At 58.0% G+C, this 15383-nt stretch carries 16 protein-coding genes and 1 pseudogene; 5 read left to right on the forward strand and 12 right to left on the reverse strand.

What is annotated here, in order from left to right; translation table 11 throughout:
• Positions 1-77: 77 nt before the first annotated feature.
• The 6 genes from Q0753_RS05015 to queF all read right to left on the reverse strand — a co-directional run bounded on the left by Q0753_RS05015 (position 78) and on the right by queF (position 8106).
• A complete protein-coding gene (locus Q0753_RS05015) occupies positions 78-1085 on the reverse strand; it encodes an isocitrate dehydrogenase (protein WP_298718123.1) in 1008 nt (335 codons plus the stop codon).
• Positions 1086-1164: 79 nt separating this feature from the next.
• Complete coding sequence (gene xni, locus Q0753_RS05020) at positions 1165-1947, reverse strand: flap endonuclease Xni (RefSeq protein WP_298718125.1); 783 nt, start codon at positions 1945-1947, stop codon at positions 1165-1167.
• A 16-nt stretch (positions 1948-1963) separates the two neighbouring features.
• Complete coding sequence (gene ppnN / locus Q0753_RS05025; protein ID WP_298718127.1) at positions 1964-3319, reverse strand: nucleotide 5'-monophosphate nucleosidase PpnN; 1356 nt, start codon at positions 3317-3319, stop codon at positions 1964-1966.
• A gap of 26 nt (positions 3320-3345) precedes the next feature.
• Positions 3346-4854, reverse strand: coding sequence for a GGDEF domain-containing protein (locus tag Q0753_RS05030; protein WP_298718129.1), 1509 nt, complete (start codon positions 4852-4854; stop codon positions 3346-3348).
• Between the two features lie 39 nt (positions 4855-4893).
• The gene (locus Q0753_RS05035; protein ID WP_298718131.1) at positions 4894-7146 is read right to left on the reverse strand and encodes a GGDEF domain-containing protein; all 2253 of its coding nucleotides are present in this window, start codon (positions 7144-7146) and stop codon (positions 4894-4896) included.
• 108 nt (positions 7147-7254) lie between these two features.
• Positions 7255-8106: an NADPH-dependent 7-cyano-7-deazaguanine reductase QueF gene (gene queF, locus Q0753_RS05040; RefSeq protein ID WP_298718133.1), complete on the reverse strand. Its 852-nt coding sequence runs from the start codon at positions 8104-8106 to the stop codon at positions 7255-7257.
• A gap of 54 nt (positions 8107-8160) precedes the next feature.
• On the opposite strand from queF, the gene Q0753_RS05045 reads away from it, so the two are divergent.
• Positions 8161-8694 (forward strand): SecY-interacting protein Syd, encoded by a 534-nt coding sequence (locus Q0753_RS05045; RefSeq protein WP_298718135.1) that lies wholly within the window; start codon positions 8161-8163, stop codon positions 8692-8694.
• 427 nt (positions 8695-9121) lie between these two features.
• On the opposite strand, the gene Q0753_RS05050 is transcribed toward Q0753_RS05045, so the two are convergent.
• From Q0753_RS05050 to Q0753_RS05070, 5 genes are all read right to left on the reverse strand, one after another.
• On the reverse strand, positions 9122-9895 hold the full coding sequence (locus Q0753_RS05050; RefSeq protein WP_298718137.1) for a Zn-ribbon-containing protein: 774 nt from the start codon (positions 9893-9895) through the stop codon (positions 9122-9124).
• On the reverse strand, positions 9895-10197 hold the full coding sequence (locus Q0753_RS05055) for a hypothetical protein (RefSeq protein WP_298718139.1): 303 nt from the start codon (positions 10195-10197) through the stop codon (positions 9895-9897). The genes Q0753_RS05050 and Q0753_RS05055 overlap by 1 nt, the downstream gene beginning before the upstream one ends.
• A 16-nt stretch (positions 10198-10213) precedes the next feature.
• The gene (locus tag Q0753_RS05060) at positions 10214-10441 is read right to left on the reverse strand and encodes a DUF2789 domain-containing protein (protein WP_298718141.1); all 228 of its coding nucleotides are present in this window, start codon (positions 10439-10441) and stop codon (positions 10214-10216) included.
• 84 nt (positions 10442-10525) lie between these two features.
• On the reverse strand, positions 10526-10828 hold the full coding sequence (locus Q0753_RS05065) for a DUF3301 domain-containing protein (RefSeq protein WP_298718143.1): 303 nt from the start codon (positions 10826-10828) through the stop codon (positions 10526-10528).
• A complete protein-coding gene (locus Q0753_RS05070; protein ID WP_298718145.1) occupies positions 10821-11873 on the reverse strand; it encodes a DUF3549 family protein in 1053 nt (350 codons plus the stop codon). The genes Q0753_RS05065 and Q0753_RS05070 overlap by 8 nt, the downstream gene beginning before the upstream one ends.
• Positions 11874-11960: 87 nt before the next feature.
• Between Q0753_RS05070 and Q0753_RS05075 the strand changes: the two genes are divergently transcribed.
• The 3 genes from Q0753_RS05075 (at position 11961) to Q0753_RS05085 (ending at position 13545) form a co-directional block, all read left to right on the forward strand.
• Positions 11961-12296 (forward strand): YqcC family protein, encoded by a 336-nt coding sequence (locus Q0753_RS05075; protein WP_298718147.1) that lies wholly within the window; start codon positions 11961-11963, stop codon positions 12294-12296.
• Positions 12293-13024: a tRNA pseudouridine(65) synthase TruC gene (truC, locus tag Q0753_RS05080; protein ID WP_298718149.1), complete on the forward strand. Its 732-nt coding sequence runs from the start codon at positions 12293-12295 to the stop codon at positions 13022-13024. The genes Q0753_RS05075 and truC overlap by 4 nt, the downstream gene beginning before the upstream one ends.
• A gap of 80 nt (positions 13025-13104) precedes the next feature.
• Positions 13105-13545 (forward strand): flavodoxin, encoded by a 441-nt coding sequence (locus Q0753_RS05085; protein WP_298718151.1) that lies wholly within the window; start codon positions 13105-13107, stop codon positions 13543-13545.
• A gap of 378 nt (positions 13546-13923) precedes the next feature.
• On the opposite strand, the gene Q0753_RS05090 is transcribed toward Q0753_RS05085, so the two are convergent.
• On the reverse strand, positions 13924-14751 hold the full coding sequence (locus Q0753_RS05090; protein WP_298718153.1) for a S1-like domain-containing RNA-binding protein: 828 nt from the start codon (positions 14749-14751) through the stop codon (positions 13924-13926).
• Between the two features lie 252 nt (positions 14752-15003).
• On the opposite strand from Q0753_RS05090, the pseudogene Q0753_RS05095 reads away from it, so the two are divergent.
• Positions 15004-15383, forward strand: a pseudogene (locus Q0753_RS05095) (IS4 family transposase); the annotation flags it as partial.

A 15383-nucleotide genomic window follows, 5' to 3' on the forward strand; every position in this document is an offset into this window, starting at 1 on the left:
GGCCGAGGCGTTCGAGTCTGTCGCGGAGAATGGACTAAAAAAGGGCCTTTCGGCCCTTTAACTTATTTGTCAGTCGGTTACAGGTTGGCGATGATCGCCTGGGTAAACTCGGTGGTGCTGGCGTTGCCGCCCAGATCCCGAGTGACCGTTTTGCCTTCGGCGATGGTCTTGCGAACCGCCTCACGAATTTGACGGGCCTTGTCCTGCATGCCCAGATGCTCCAGCATCTGAATAGAGGCGAGGATCACCGAGCAGGGGTTGGCGATGTTCTGGCCGGCAATGTCCGGTGCCGAGCCGTGTACCGCTTCGAAAATGGCCACGTCTTTGCCGATGTTGGCACCGGGTGCCATGCCCAGCCCGCCGATCAGGCCGGCACACAAGTCGGAGATAATATCGCCAAACAGGTTGGTGGTAACGATAATGTCGAAACGTTCGGGATACATCACCAGGTTCATGCAGACGGCGTCCACAATCATTTCGTTGGTTTCGATGTCCGGATAGCGCAATGCCACTTCGCGGGCCACTTCCAGAAACAGACCGGAGGTGGATTTCAGAATATTGGCCTTGTGGACTATGGTGACCTTTTTGCGGCCTTCTTTACGGGCCAGCTCGTAGGCAAACACCGTAATGCGCTCGGCGCCTTCGCGGGTGATGATGCTCATCGCCTCGGCGCTGGCATTGTCTTCGGAACGCTTCTGACCGGCACCGGAATACATCCCTTCGGTATTTTCCCGAATGGTGATGATATCGATGTTTTCAAACCGGCTCTTGGTACCTTCAAACGACACCACGGGACGCAGGTTGGCGTACAGGCTGAAGTGCTTGCGCAACGAGACGTTGATGGAAGTGAAACCGCCACCGATGGGCGTGGTCAGGGGACCTTTGAGGGTGATTTTGTTTTTGGCTATCAGGTCAAGGGTGCTTTGGGGGAGGAGTTCGCCGTGCTTTTCGAGGGCTATCAGGCCGGCGTCGGCATAGTCGTAGTGAAAGTGACAACCTGCGTGATCCAGAATTTTCAGGGTGGCATCGACAATGCTTGGGCCGATACCATCACCCGGGATCACGGTAATACTGCGTTTGTTCATGGGCAGCGTTCCGTTTTTAGTTATAGGTCGAGGGGAAGTCTTATTACCCCTTGTTTATAGCATTTTCGCCGTCATTTTCCTATGACCCTTTAGTCGGAGGCGGATAACGCAGATCCTGCAGATTGAACCCCAATTCTATATCATCCACCAGTTTGACCAATTGTCTCGACAGCAAGGCATGGTGCTGATGGGTATGCACGGTATTTTCATCTTTCAGCTGTGGGGGCGTGGCAAGCAGCTGGTCCAGCGTATGGTATTGTTGCAGCAGCGCTTTGGCCCGCTTGGGACCAATGCCGGGTACGCCCTTGATCTGGCTGCCGGACACCCCGGTCAGGGCCCAGTAATCTACCAGCTGCCCGACCTTCAGCCCGAAGTGTTGCTGTACGAATGCTTCATCCAGCCAGCGTTGATTGAAATGATCCCATAGCCGGATATGCGAGTTCAACAGCTGACAAAAGCCCTGATCGGTAGACACGATAATACTGCTTTTGCCGTGGCGGCTCAGGGTACTGGCGAGGGTAGCGATAAGATCATCCGCCTCGTCGGTGTCGGACAGCAGGGCGTCGATGCCCTGTTGCCACAGCAGCTGCTGCAGCTCACCGAGGTAACCGGCCAGCGCCTCGGGCATGGGCTTGCGCCCGGCCTTGTATTCCGGGTACAGGTGATGACGAAAGCCGACTGGCGCGCCATCGAACACCGCCACCACATGGCTGGGCCTGAACTGGCCGAGCAAGCGGTTGGCGGCGTTGGTCAGGGCGGCACCGGTGGCAGCCAGCGCCGTTGCTTCATGTTGATGCCGTTGCGCCTGTACCGCATGTAACCGGCGGATCAGGTTCAGGGCATCGATGATCAGTAACTGCATTTAAGGGTACATCTTGTTAGCGTGTGATTTGGTAGCAGGGCACATACACAGATCCGGGAAGCTTCATGCGCTGTTGCTCCACAAACGCCTGCAGCAGCGTGTCCATCATGTGCATCATTTTCGGCTCGCCACTGAGCAGGAAGGGACCTTCTTGTTCGATGGCTTTGATGCCGCCTTCCTTGACGTTGCCGGCCACGATGCCGGAAAAGGCCCGCCGCAGATTGGCTGCCAGCTGCTGAGGTGGCTGATCGCTGCTCAGATTCAGGCTGGCCATGCTTTTATGATCCGGGTTAAAGGGCAGCTGAAATTCCGGTTCTATCTTCAATGACCAGTTGAAGGAGTAGGCGTCACCGACCGATTTGCGATAATCCCGTACCAGCGGCATGGCGTTCTTGACGCGCCGCGCCACCTCTGCCGGATCATTGATGATGATCTGGTACAGCGATTGGGCATCGGGACCCAGGGTATTGCCGATAAACTCGTCGACGCTGCGAAAGTAGTCGGCACTTTCCTCAGGACCGGTCAGGATGATGGGAATAGGCTGGTGCCGATTTTCCGGGTGCATCATGATGCCGAGAATATAGAGAATTTCTTCGGCGGTACCGGCGCCACCGGGGAAGATAATGATACCGTGGCCCAGACGCACAAAGGCTTCCAGCCGTTTCTCGATATCCGGCAGTATCACCAGTTCGTTGACGATGGGGTTGGGCGGCTCGGCGGCGATGATGGACGGCTCGGTCAGGCCGATATAGCGGCTACCGGTAACTCGCTGTTTGGCGTGACCGACGGCGGCGCCTTTCATCGGACCTTCCATGGCGCCGGGGCCACAGCCGGTACAGATGTTCATCTCGCGCAGCCCCAGCTCGTTGCCGACCTCGCGGGTGTACTGATATTCGGTGGCGTTGATGGAATGGCCGCCCCAGCATACTGCCAGATTAGGCTCGGAGCCGGGATTGACGGCCCGGGCATTACGCAGAATGGAAAACACCAGGTCGGTCAGGTGCAGCGACGAGGTTAGGCTCAATTGACTTTCTTGTTGCAACTTGCTGTTGACGTAGATGATGTCACGCAGCACCGAAAACAGATGATCCTGAATACCGCGGATAATTTCACCGTCTACAAAGGCATGATCCGGCGGGTTGAACAGCTCCAGCTTGACCCCGCGCTCGCGGCGGATCACATTGATATCGAAAGACTGGTAACGGTCGAGAATTTCCTTGGAGCTGTCGGTTTTGCTGCCGGAGTTGAGTACCGCCAGGGCGCAATTGCGAAACAGTTTGTACAGGGCGCCGGAGGCGGACTGTTTGAGGTGATCGACTTCGACCTGCGACAGCAGGTTCATGCTGCCGACCGGATTAATATGGGTGATCATGGCCACTCCCGTAATATTGTTATAGGTCAATCCATGACTATCTGATCACGCCCGGCATGCTTGGCACGATACAGGGCTTGATCGGTGCGCTCCAGAGCGGAAGTGATGCTGTCGCCCTGCCGAAACAGGGTGGCACCGATGGATGCGGTGATGGTCACGCGCTCTTCTTTAAAACGGAACGGAATGTTTTTAATTTGCTCGCGCAGCTTTTCCAGTGGAACCTTGAGATGAGCGGGATCGATGTTGTTCAGCAGAACAATAAACTCTTCGCCCCCGAATCGCGCGACGAAGTCGCTTTCCCGCAATGATTGCTGGATGGTTCTGGCAATCAGACGCAAGGCCTTGTCTCCCGCCAGATGACCGTATTTATCGTTGATTTCCTTGAAGTAATCAATATCTATCAGGGCGATACACAAGGGGGCCTGATAACGAAGCCAACGACGATATTCAATTTCCAGCCGGGCATCCATACCGGCCCGGTTATGGATCTGGGTCAGGCTGTCGATAAACAGCTTTTCATTCTGTGCCCTGAGCTGTTGTTTGAAATGTACCGTTTCGCTTTTGAGCGATTGTATCTGTTGGTCCATTTCATTCATGCGTTTCAGTAACGATTGTTCGCGTTCCTGCAGCCGCTCATGCTGTACCAGAATATGGCTGATGCCGCGCATGCGCAGTTCGATTTCTTCTTTCAGGTGTTCGCTATCCTGACTGACCAGATGCTCGCCAATGGCCCTGAGCTCACCGGCGATATGCTGGCCATGGTGGGTACGGGCATCAAATAACGCCTGGCCCTCACTCAGAGAAATGGCGAAGTGATGCTGCATTTCCCCCAGATTACTGTGGAGCTTGGTCAGAAACAGGGTGGAATTTTTGCGCTCACACCGGCAGCCTTCGATGGTGAGCTCGATCAGACGCAGGCAAATACCCGGTAGCTGGGCGGTTTCTGTCTGTCGTGACAGTTGACGCTGTATCTTGTCCAGCTCGACGGCAACCTCGCCGGCGAAGTTGAACTCCGCAATCAGCTGCTGCAGTCGGGAACACAGTTCGTGATAGTGTTCCTGGTGTTGACTGTGCTGTTCGGTGCAGAGGTGCAGAGCGGTCTGGTAGCAGTCCAGCAGCCGCCATAATTTTTTCTCATGGCCCTCGTTGCCGTGTTTCAGTTTTGCCAGCCGGGCCTGGGTCTCGGCGGGGATGAAAGGGGATTGCTGCAGCTGTGCCGCTACCTGTTGCAGTTTATTGCCGTTGAGTTGCTGTGCACCAGACAGCCGGGCATGCCCTTGCCGCAGTCGGGCAAGCTGTTGCTCCAGCTCGGTCAACAGCCGGGACTGAACGGGTGACGCTTCCGGCTCGGACGGGACAACAAACAATTTCTGCCAATGGCTGATAAGACGACCAGCCGGCTCCGAGAATGTGCCACCGGATAGCGAGGCTGGCGACTGCTGTTCTTGTTGTTGCAGGCCGCCCAGAATGGCTTCCAGCCTGTCAATAACGGATGCCAGTTCCATTAACATCTTATTATTGTCGATATTGTCCATGGTTCACCATTACACCCTAGCGCAGAAGGGCCTGTAAAATTATATCGAGATTGCCGGCTCGGGGGCCAATGCATTCCAGTCAATCTGTTGTTTTTTATGTGAACTATTGACCTTGACCAGTCCTTTCAGAATAGCCTGAATACAGCAGTGGCGAATATCGCCATTAAAAAAAGCGGCTTGCTGACAATCAACCGCCAGCAGCTCTACCCAGGCGCGTTCACCGGTTTGTTCTGCAAGCTGGTGGGCGGCAGCCATGGCCAGATAAAGAATATCGCCCAGGCGCATGTCATCCAGGGCGTGGGGCGCCTTCGGCAGGAACGGATGCCCGATAATGCCGATGGCCATACGCTGATCGAGCCGGAATCGACAGGGAAATTCCATAAACATGCGTTCAAGGCTGGCGACCGTTTGTTGCAGCGAGTTGACCTGCCGTTGCGAAATCACGTAGATGAACTGCCCTTCGCGCAAGTCATAGATCCGGGCCTTGGGATGAATGCGTCCTTGCAGGTATTCGCCCAGCTCTTTCTGCAGGGCGGCCGCATGGGCCAACCCTATTCGCTCGCTCAGATCGACCATAAAGGGGACATGCAGCAGCAGATAATAGATTTTATCGTTAAACGGTTGTGCTTCGGCTTCGTTGAGATACCACTGCTCGGAACGTTGCTGGCGCTTGGCCATTTCCTGGGGTAAACGCAGCATCAGCTGGCGCCAGTTGGGTAAACCGGTTCTGGGCTCAAGCAACAACGATTGTTGCAGTTCGCTCTTGTCCTGCAACAGGCGGCGGCTGCGAATATAATTACGCAGCCAGCCGTAAAGCAGCAGCGGGGCAATCAGTCCCAGGCTGGTTGCAAGCAGGGTAAAGCGTCCTTTGTCCTGTTGCAGTTGTTCATTCTGCTGGCGTAGCGTGGTCAGCTCGCGTTCTTGTTGCAACTGCTGATCGCTGTCCTGCACCAGGCTCTGGGTCAGCAGCCGGTTGAGCCGGCTGGCTCGTTCGTAATAGCCATGAAAGGCCTTGTGATGAACCAGCGCCTGGGTCAGATTACCGCTGGTTTCAAACAGCAGGGCCAGCAGCCGGTGGCTCTCAATCAGGCGGGGCACGTCATCCAGTTGTTCGGCCAGTTGGCGTGCCCGGTCGAGCTGGAGCAGGGCCAGGCCGTTTTCCTGTTGTTCCAGATGCAGCTGACCCAGTTGCAGCAGCGTGTCTATCTGGCGAGGAATATCCTCACTGCGCTCGAAGCTGGCCCGGGCCAGGGTCAGGTAATGGCGCGCTTCGGCATAGGTCTTCAGCAGCCGGTAAGAATGGCCGATTTCCAGATAAAGACGAGCCATCAGGGTGGCATCGCCCTGAATCTTGACCAGATCGAGCGCATTGAAAAAATAAACCAGCGCCAGGCTGGCGTCGTTACCGGCGCGAGTGACCCGGCCCAGATTCAGCAGCGAGCCTATCAGCAGGCTGGAGTTGCCCAGCAATTCGAACTCGGTGGTGGCCTGGTTGGCGTAATGTACCGCCTGTTCGCCTTTGCCCAGCGAGGCGTACAGGGTGGCCGCCTTGTCGGCGGCCATGGCCTTGAGATAGTACTGACGACGCTTGCCCAGCAGATCCAGGGTTTCCACATAGTGTGACAGCGCCAGTTCATCCTGTTGCAGCAACAGATAATATTCACCCAGCAGATAGTTGGCCCAGGCCTGCTGAATATATTCGCCTTGCTGCTGGGCCTGCACTCGAATCTGCTCGAACGCCAGCCGGGCTTCATCGCCGCGGTGCTGATACAAGAGTACGCTGGCCTGCAACAGAGGCAGGGCCGCTGTCAGGGAGGGCGGGGCACTGGTCGTTAACAGGGCGCCGGCTTCATCGAGCAGGGTATCGGCCTGCTCGGTATCCTGCTTTATCAGCGCCAGCTTGGCCTTGATCATCAGGCTGGCCGCCTCGGCATCGGACTGATGATGGCGTTTGGCGAGCTTGATGGCCTGATTGATGCTGGTATCCGCCGGTAATGTCAGGCCTTCGTTGGCCTGGCACAGGGCCTGAATTTGCCAGGCGGCCTGACTTTGCTCTCGAGTGCGATAGCGCCGGGCCAGCTCCTGGTGATCGAAGTCCTGACGCGAGTTAATCATCTGCGCCGGATCGACCTCCTTGCGTTGCAGAAAGAAGTTGGTCAGGGCGATGCACTCGCCGGGCCGGCTCAGCATCAGCTGCCGCGCCCGTTGCAATTCAACGGGTTCGGGTTGGTACGGCGACAGCGCCGGGGCGCCTGCCAGATGCGAGACCAGGACGGCAGCAGACAGAATCACAATAACGAATACCGAATAATATGCGGATGAAGCGCCAGTTTACGTAGCAGGCCGAAGGGAGTCCAGCTTCTGACGCAATCCGGCGTATTGATCGCCTGGATTCGCTTGTTACTGTCGCTGCAGACGAACATTGGCGGCCTTGCCGGCCACATTACTGCGATAGGGATTGATATCCAGGCCGCCACGACGGGTGTAACGGGCATAGACGGTCAGCTCTTTCGGCCGGCAGTGCTGCATCAGATCCATGAATATCCGCTCGACACACTGCTCATGAAACTCGTTGTGCTGGCGAAAGGACACCAGATAACGCAGCAGCGCTTCGCGGCGAATACGCGGGCCCTGATAACGGATCATCAGGCTGCCCCAGTCCGGTTGGCCGGTAACCAGGCAGTTGGACTTGAGCAGATGGGAATGCAGCGTCTCACACACCTCTTCGGCGTCGGTGGCGTTAATGAGCAGGTCGGCCCGGGGCTGGTAATGCTGAATCTCGATATCGAGCCCATCGATGCAGTCGCCGGGCAGCATGCCAAACTGGCTCGGCGCCGCCTGCAGCTCGTACAGTTTGACCTTTACCGGCCCCTGAGCGCAGAGGGTCAGATCCCGGGTCAGAATATCTTCTACCTCTTCAATACTGTCGAACCGGCTTTGATTGAAGCTGTTCAGATACAGCTTGAACGACTTGGACTCGATCAGGTTGCGGCTGCCGGCGGCCACGCGCACCTCGCCCATGGCGACCATGGGTTTGCCCTTGCGATTCAACCAGGACAGTTCATAGAGGTTCCACAGATCCTCCCCGGCGAAAGGCAAGGCATCGGCATCGAGCCCAAGCTCGTCCCGGTTCAGGCTGCGAGGCACCGGCTGCAACTGGCCGGCATCGTATTCACAGACGTAGCTGCTTTGCTTGCCCAGGGGAAGGTCATCCAGCGCGGTGCTGGCCTGGTATTTCTGCTCGGGTGTCATTTCGGGATCCAGTTGGTAGAATGCGGGTCACTGAGCCTATTGTGAGACTTTAACATGCAAGATCAAGTGGTGATGGCGCTGGCCGAGCTGTTTGCACGCCAGCGGCGACTGGGGGGCATACCGCTGGTGGATCACGACGCCGATTTTGCTTCCCCCGCCGAGCAATTACCGGCCCGGGGCGGGCGGGTTGGCTGGCAGCCCTGGCGCTTGCCCGAGCCCGGCCATTTCGACAATATTGCTACCGCGCTGGCGATGCCGGTGCACCCGGACATCAGTGCGGTGTTCGGCCATTATTATGCGGGTAATGTACCGGGCTGCTTCAAGGGGCTGTTTCTGACCCTGCTGCAGCCCTGGAATAAGCAGGATTTTGAACGACTGCAGCAAAACCAGATTGCGCACCAGCTGATGCTGCAGAAACTCAAATTACCCGCGACCTGGTTTCTGGCCACCTGTCGGGATGAACAACGGCTGGTGACCCTGGATAACGCCAGCGGCGAAGTCTTGCTGGAACGGCTGGGTAAGGGCCCCATCGGCGTGCTGGCACCGAACCTGGCCCAGTTTCTGCGCCGGCTGGAGCCCTGCGGCTAACATCAGTGAGGGGTGAGGGGTGAGGGGAAAGGCGTGAGGAGTAAAACAAGCGTCGAATTGACAGCTTGGCACCGAACTGCACCTCCCCCTTGGCAGTGGGGGCACAGGCATAGCGGCGGGCATTCGCCAGGGGGAGGCGGGGAGGGGGGGCTTTAGGCCTGGGCACCGGAGCGGCAGAGTATGCAGGTATTCTGCAGTAACCCCTCCCCAGCCCTCCCCTTGCGTTGCACCCGCTACTATTCTGCGGGAGTGGTGTTCAAGGGGAGGGAGCAAGGCGGCTCCGGACCTGAATATGCCGATGTGCCATCGGGCTTGCACCGCATAAATGGGCGGCTATCATTTTTGCCTCACGCCTCACGCCTCACGCCTCACGCCTCACGCCTCACGCCTCACGCCTCACGCCTCACGCCTCACGCCTCACGCGGTATTAACTCTTGAAATCCCAGGACAGGTTGGACACCAGCCGGCAGGGTTCGCAGACGAAGTCGAAAATCTCGTGCACCGGCTCGGCCAGTCTCCACGCTTCGCCACAATTCGGACAGGGCCGGTTGAGCTCTGCCTCCAGACTGTCGCCACCGACCCGATACAGGTAGTAGAAGGTCGGCACCTCGGTCAGGTATTCGATGCGTTTGGCCAGATCACGACCGCGTTTGGCCAGGCGACTGTTCGGCTCGCTCAGCTCGTTCACGGCACCGTGCTCCAGAATGGAGCCGTTCATCTGCAGCTGATCACAGGCTTCCCAGTCTTCCTGCCACTTCAGTATCTGTTTGCTGTCGCCATTGGCGACCGGCGGTATGCGATACAGTGGCACCGGGGTGAAATGGTCGCCGCAGCGTAACGGCGAGCAGCTATGCAGGTAGGTGGTATACAGCAGTTGCCAGCGGCGCTGCTCGCAATGATCCGTGGTATCCGAGTTGAGGTCCTGGCCCCTGAGTTGCACCTTGGGGCTGGTCAGCCCGGCCTGGTGCAACTGCTCTATGGCCAGTGTCACCTGGCGGCTGTGATAACGCGGGTGCAGGCTGTCTTTTTCCGGACAGACCACCCGGGCGCTGAGCCAGCCCTGATGCATGGAGGTGGGAAATTCCCGGCCCAGGATCTGGCCGTTATAGCGCAGGGCATCGATAAACTGGCGAATGGCCGGCTCGGCCTGGGCCAGCTCTATGTCCTGGTAACAATCGAAGTTCAGTTCACAGACCCACATCAGTCGTGTTGTTCCTCTTTAAGGGCGGTTGACGACGTCAACAGGGCTTCCAGCCGGGCGACCCGGGCTTCCAGCTCGGCCACTTTAGCGGCCAGGCTGGCGTCGTGTTGCGGCTCGTCGACGGCGTTGATGGGCTCGGCCGACGGCAGGCTGCCCGGTGACTGCTTGTAACGGCTGACCAGTTGCAGCAACTGGACCATGTTGACCGGGCCACTGACCCGAGCCTTGACGGCGGCGGTGGAGATGGCCTTGCCTTCTCGCACCAGGCTGTGAATGGCGTCGATAATATTTTGTTGGGGCATGATGGCTCCGGTGGTGTTATCTCAGGCTGGCGTTCAGCTGATCGATGATTTCGGCCCAGTCCGAGTCGTCCTGCAGCCCTTCTTTCAAAAAGCCGGCCTGGGATGCGCTCCAGAAGGGGGCATCCATCAGCTCCACCTCGGGCGGCAGGCGGTGAGTGGAGAGAAAATGCTCTATGCCTTCATGGCTGGCATCCAGCCCCAGTTGCTCGAACAGTTCACTGAAAGGGTGAGTGATATGTTCCATTATCGTCTCCTTGTTACCGTCAAAATAGGGGGTGGCTGACACATGAAGCGAACACCTTGCGGCCAGGCAAGGGTCGTCCATGCATTACAGCATAGGTGACGGGGGTTCGCGCAACACCGGTACCGACACATTCAGCACGGTCAGGCTGTGCAGCCAGAGATCGCCTTCGTCGCGCTGCAGACCGTCGTGACTGAATTCGAATCGAAAGCGGGCCAGCAAGCGGCCCTTCTTCCAGACATAACGATAGCGATAGACGCTCAGCAGCTGAAATTGCTGCTGGCGGCAATAGCGCTCCAGCCAGCGACGGGCAAACTCGCTTTGGCGACGAACCTGCCAGTAGCCGGCCCCCAGCAGGCAGATGGCCAGTAGCCCCAGCAGCTCAGTCACGATTACTCGCCGGCGATGAGCCTGAAAACAGGGTGCCGATGGCGTTTTTCAGCGACACGGACAGCACCGGGTTATGCAGGTTGGTCAGGATCAGCGGGCGCAGGGCCGGAATCGACACCAGCTCGGCAAACAGGCTGTTGAACAGCTCGGCATGGTGTTCGGCCAGCTGCTCCAGGTAGCTCAGCAACAGCGCTTCGTCGGTCAGCTCCTGCCATAGTCGCGCCGCCAGGCTCAGCATCAGCGGCTGGCTCGGCGTCAGTGCAAGCAGGGTGGCGATCTTCTGCCGGCGTGCTGCAAAGGGCGCGCAACCGGCGGTGGCCCGCAGCAACAGGGCGATGCGCTCCTGATCCGGCGTCTGGCGTTCCAGCTCGGTGCTGATGCCGCGCAGCAGGTTGTCGGTCAGTTCGGTGGGCTGAGGGTGATGTTCGCACTGGCTCAGTAGTGCCAGTTGCACCGGCTGCGGCAGGCTAAACAGCCGGGATGCCAACTGCTGGCTTAACGGGGTGTCCTGCTGCAGGCGTGCCGCCACATCGGCCAGCCCCTGCAAGCCCAGCTGTTGCCAGTCGTGGCGCTCGGGGGCGGCCAGATAATCGAGTACGCCCTGATAAAAGGCGGAAGGCGGTAGCTCCAGATCAAGGCTTAAGCGGGCATGAAAGGCGGCCAGCTTGTCCTGGGCGGGCTGAAAGGTAAAAGGGGTCTGGGCCAGTCGCTCTTGTTGCTCGTCGCTGAGCGGCGCACTCGGATCCTGGCCCAGTTGCTCGACCAGTGCCGCCAGGAAGTGTTTGACCGCGGCATTGTTGAACAGGCCGCGTTCGTCCAGCGGCAGCTTGAGAAACCAGACATAGGGCTGAGGCTGGTCTTGGCGCTGCCAGTAGCATACCGCCAGCCAGGCATGGCGTTGCAGCGGCCAGGGGTAAGGGCGTTGCCCCGCTTCGATGGCGGCAAAGTCGTCCTGGCGCAGCGGCTGCAGGCGGCGGCCCAGATCGTAAAGGCGAAACTCGGTGCCTGCCTGGGTTAAAAATTCACTCAAGGTATCTATTTGCATCGGCTTCTCCTGTCGTACCGGGGCGAATTATAGGGAGTCACAGGCCAAGATGGTATAGTAGCCGGGTGTTTAAAGAGGATGTTATCCATGTCTGCCGAACCCCAAACCTTGTTGTATGCCATTGAACGGGAACTGAAAGCCCTGTCATGGTGGGAAAGTGTGCCGCCGTCGGCCCAGGCGCTGGCCAGTACCGAGCCGTTTTGTCTGGATACCCTGAGTTTTGCCCAGTGGCTGCAATTTGTGCTGTTGCCGCGGCTGCAGGCGATGATTGATGCCGGTGCGCCGCTGCCGAGCCGAATTGCCCTCTACCCGATGGCGACCGAAAGCTTCAAAGTGCTGCCCGAAGACACCGGCGCGCTGGAAGAGACCATCGCCCATCTGGACGAAGCCCTGTCCGGCCAGCCGGTGCGGCGCCAGGCATGAGCGTTGACATCATCCATGAAGACGAGTCGCTGGTGGCCATCAACAAGGATGCCGGTTTGCTGGTGCATCGCAGCTGGCTGGACAAGGGGGAAACCCGTTTTGCCATGCAGCTGACCCGGGACGCCGTGGGCTGCCATGTGTTTCCGGTACACCGGCTCGACCGACCCACCTCGGGGGTTCTGCTGTTTGCCAAGAGCGCCGAGGTGGCCCGCACCCTGACCGAGGCCTTCGGTGAACGCCGGGTCGACAAGCAGTATCTGGCGGTGGTGCGCGGCTATATGCCGGAGCAGGGTACACTCGACTATGCCCTGAGCCATCAGCTGGACGACATTGCCGACAAGTTTGCCGATACCGACAAGCCGCCGCAGCCGGCGGTCACCCACTGGCAGGCGCTGGCGCAGACTGAGCTGCCCTTTGCGGTGTCGAAGAAGCACGACACCAGTCGCTACAGCCTGGTGCGGCTCGCTCCGGAAACCGGGCGCAAGCACCAGTTACGGCGGCACATGGCGCACCTGTTTCATCCCATCGTCGGCGATACCACCCATGGCGACGGCCGCCATAATCGCTTCTTTCGCCGGCAATACGGCTGCGAGCGGATGATGCTGCATGCCAACCGACTGACGCTGACCCATCCGGTCAGTGGCGCACCGCTGCAGCTGGAAGCCGGGCTGGATGCGCACTGGCTGCGACTGGCGGATGAATTTGACTGGCAAACGGCACTCGATTAACGTCAACGACTCGGGTTACCATCTGTTTTCAATAGCTTAGATATAGCGTTCTCATACTCGGTGCATGAACAGGAGTGAAAATGGCGGCAATAGATATCATTATCGGTAGTGTGTATGGCTCCTCGGTGCTGGTGGCCGAAACCCTGGAGCAGGCGTTGACCGAGGCGGGGCATCGGGTGCAATTGCATGAAGACGCCATGCTGGCGGATCTGGATACCGAGCATTTCTGGCTGGTCGTCACCTCCACCACGGGGCAGGGCGATCTGCCGCCCAATCTGTTGCCACTGTTTGAAGAGATGCGTGAATGCTGCCCGCCCATGCCCCAGTTGCGCTATGCGCTGGTGGCGCTGGGTGACAGCAGTTATGACAACTTCTGCGGTGGTGGTCGCCAGTTTGACGAGTTGCTGCAAGAGTTGCAGGCGCAGGCGGTAGTCAAGCGGCTGCAGCTGGACGCCACCGAAACTCTGGAGCCGGAAGAGCCGGCACTGGTCTGGCTGAAAGGCTGGATGGCACAGATTTAGTTTGCGGTAGCAATAATAGCAACCTGATTAAGTAACTGATCTGTTTAGCTGCCCTGTAAAGGTCGAACGAAGGATCCACTCCACCGACACGCTGCAAGCACCTCCATGTGACGCTCAGCACATGACGTCCTGTCATGTGATGGTCGCTGGAGTAGAACCCTTCATCCGCCCCTCTGCTGCGGCGTCTCCTGTAGGAGTGATCTGCAGACAACTCGGTGCTTAAGGAGAGGCAACAGAGATCGGCTCCCACGACCGTGACATGCCATGGATGGCATGTCCGAGCTTACAGGGATGTACTTGTAGCGTGTCGTGGGAGATGACTCTGTTGCCTCTGGGATACAACACCGAAGTCTGATCAGATACTGAAGGTAATTGGTATTACTGTTTACGGATACCGTCGGCCTCGATCAGGATCTTGCCCTGCTTGTACAAGCCGCCGATGGCCTTCTTGAAGGTACCCTTGCTGATGCCGAACAGGCGGAAGATGGTGTCGGGATCGGTCTTGTCGTTGACCTTCATGGCGCCACCGGCCATCTCCAGCTTGTCGAGCACCGCCTGGGCGGCATCGTCTACCTTGCCGGCACCGGGCTTGAACAGGGTCAGATCGATCTTTCCATCGTCACGTACCTGCTTGATGTAGCCCTTGGTGGTTAACCCCGTCGGCACCCGGCCGGCGATATCGGACTTGAATACCAGCCCCCAGAAACGGTTATCGACCACAGCCTTGAAACCCAGCGGCGTATGCTCGGCAATCAGCAGGTCCACTTCCTGATCGGGGCGATAGGGCGGCAGCTCACGGCTGAGAAAACTGTCCAGCTTGCTGCTGGCCACCATGCGGCCTTCATGATCCAGATACAGGTAAACTACATAGTTGCGACCTTCCTGCATGGGCTGCGACTGGCTGCGCTGAGGCACGAAGATGTCTTTTTTCATGCCCCAGTCGAGAAAGGCGCCCAGGCGATTAATGGTAACCACTTTCAGCGAGGCGAACTGGCCGACCCGCGCCTTGGGCTTGTCGGTGGTGATCACCGGCGCCTGATCCGAGTCCAGATAGATAAATACCGCTATCTCATCACCGGGCTGACAACCGGCAGGTAACTGACGACGGGGCAAAAAGGCCTCGCCGTATTCTCCGGCATCCAGCCAGCCGCCTTTATCGTCCAGTCGCAACAGGGGCAGGGTGTTATTATCGCCAAGCTTGATCATGAGAATTACCGTATTCGTAAAAGAACCGATCTTAGCCTGACCGGGCGATAAAGACCACCGTTGTTCACCATGACAGTTGATACTCTGATATGTGGTTAAGCTTTTAAATTCAATGAATTATGAGTTACCCATTGCAGGTGGCGACAAAAATACTGCTACACTGCTTAGCCATCCCCTCATATGAGCTAGAGCTGGCGCGGCCTGGCGGGTAAACTACCCGCCTTTGAACCAAACTCGGCAACGTCACCAACCATGATCACCAGCGCGTCCATTTCAGAATACCTGCAAGACATCTTCGGCCAGGATATGCATGCCAAGCGCGTGCTTTCATTGGCCAATGCCACCTTGGGGGTCATTGAATCGAGCTCGCTGGCCATTCATGCCATTGGTAACGGTCTGGCTCAGGCCAATGGTCTTGAACGTAAATACGCCATCAAGCAAGTCGACCGCTTGCTGAGCAACATCAAGCTCAACATCTGGTCGCTGTTCGACGACTGGGTGCCCTATGTGGTGGCCGAACGCAAGGAGATCGTGGTCTCCATGGACTGGACCGAGTTCGATGCCGACGACCATAGCAGCATCGTGCTGAGCATGCAGACCAGTCATGGACGCAACACGCCGCTGCTGTGGAA

Origin of the sequence: uncultured Oceanisphaera sp., from assembly GCF_947495715.1 — a bacterium.
In the GTDB taxonomy this organism is placed as follows: Bacteria; Pseudomonadota; Gammaproteobacteria; order Enterobacterales; family Aeromonadaceae; genus Oceanimonas; species Oceanimonas sediminis.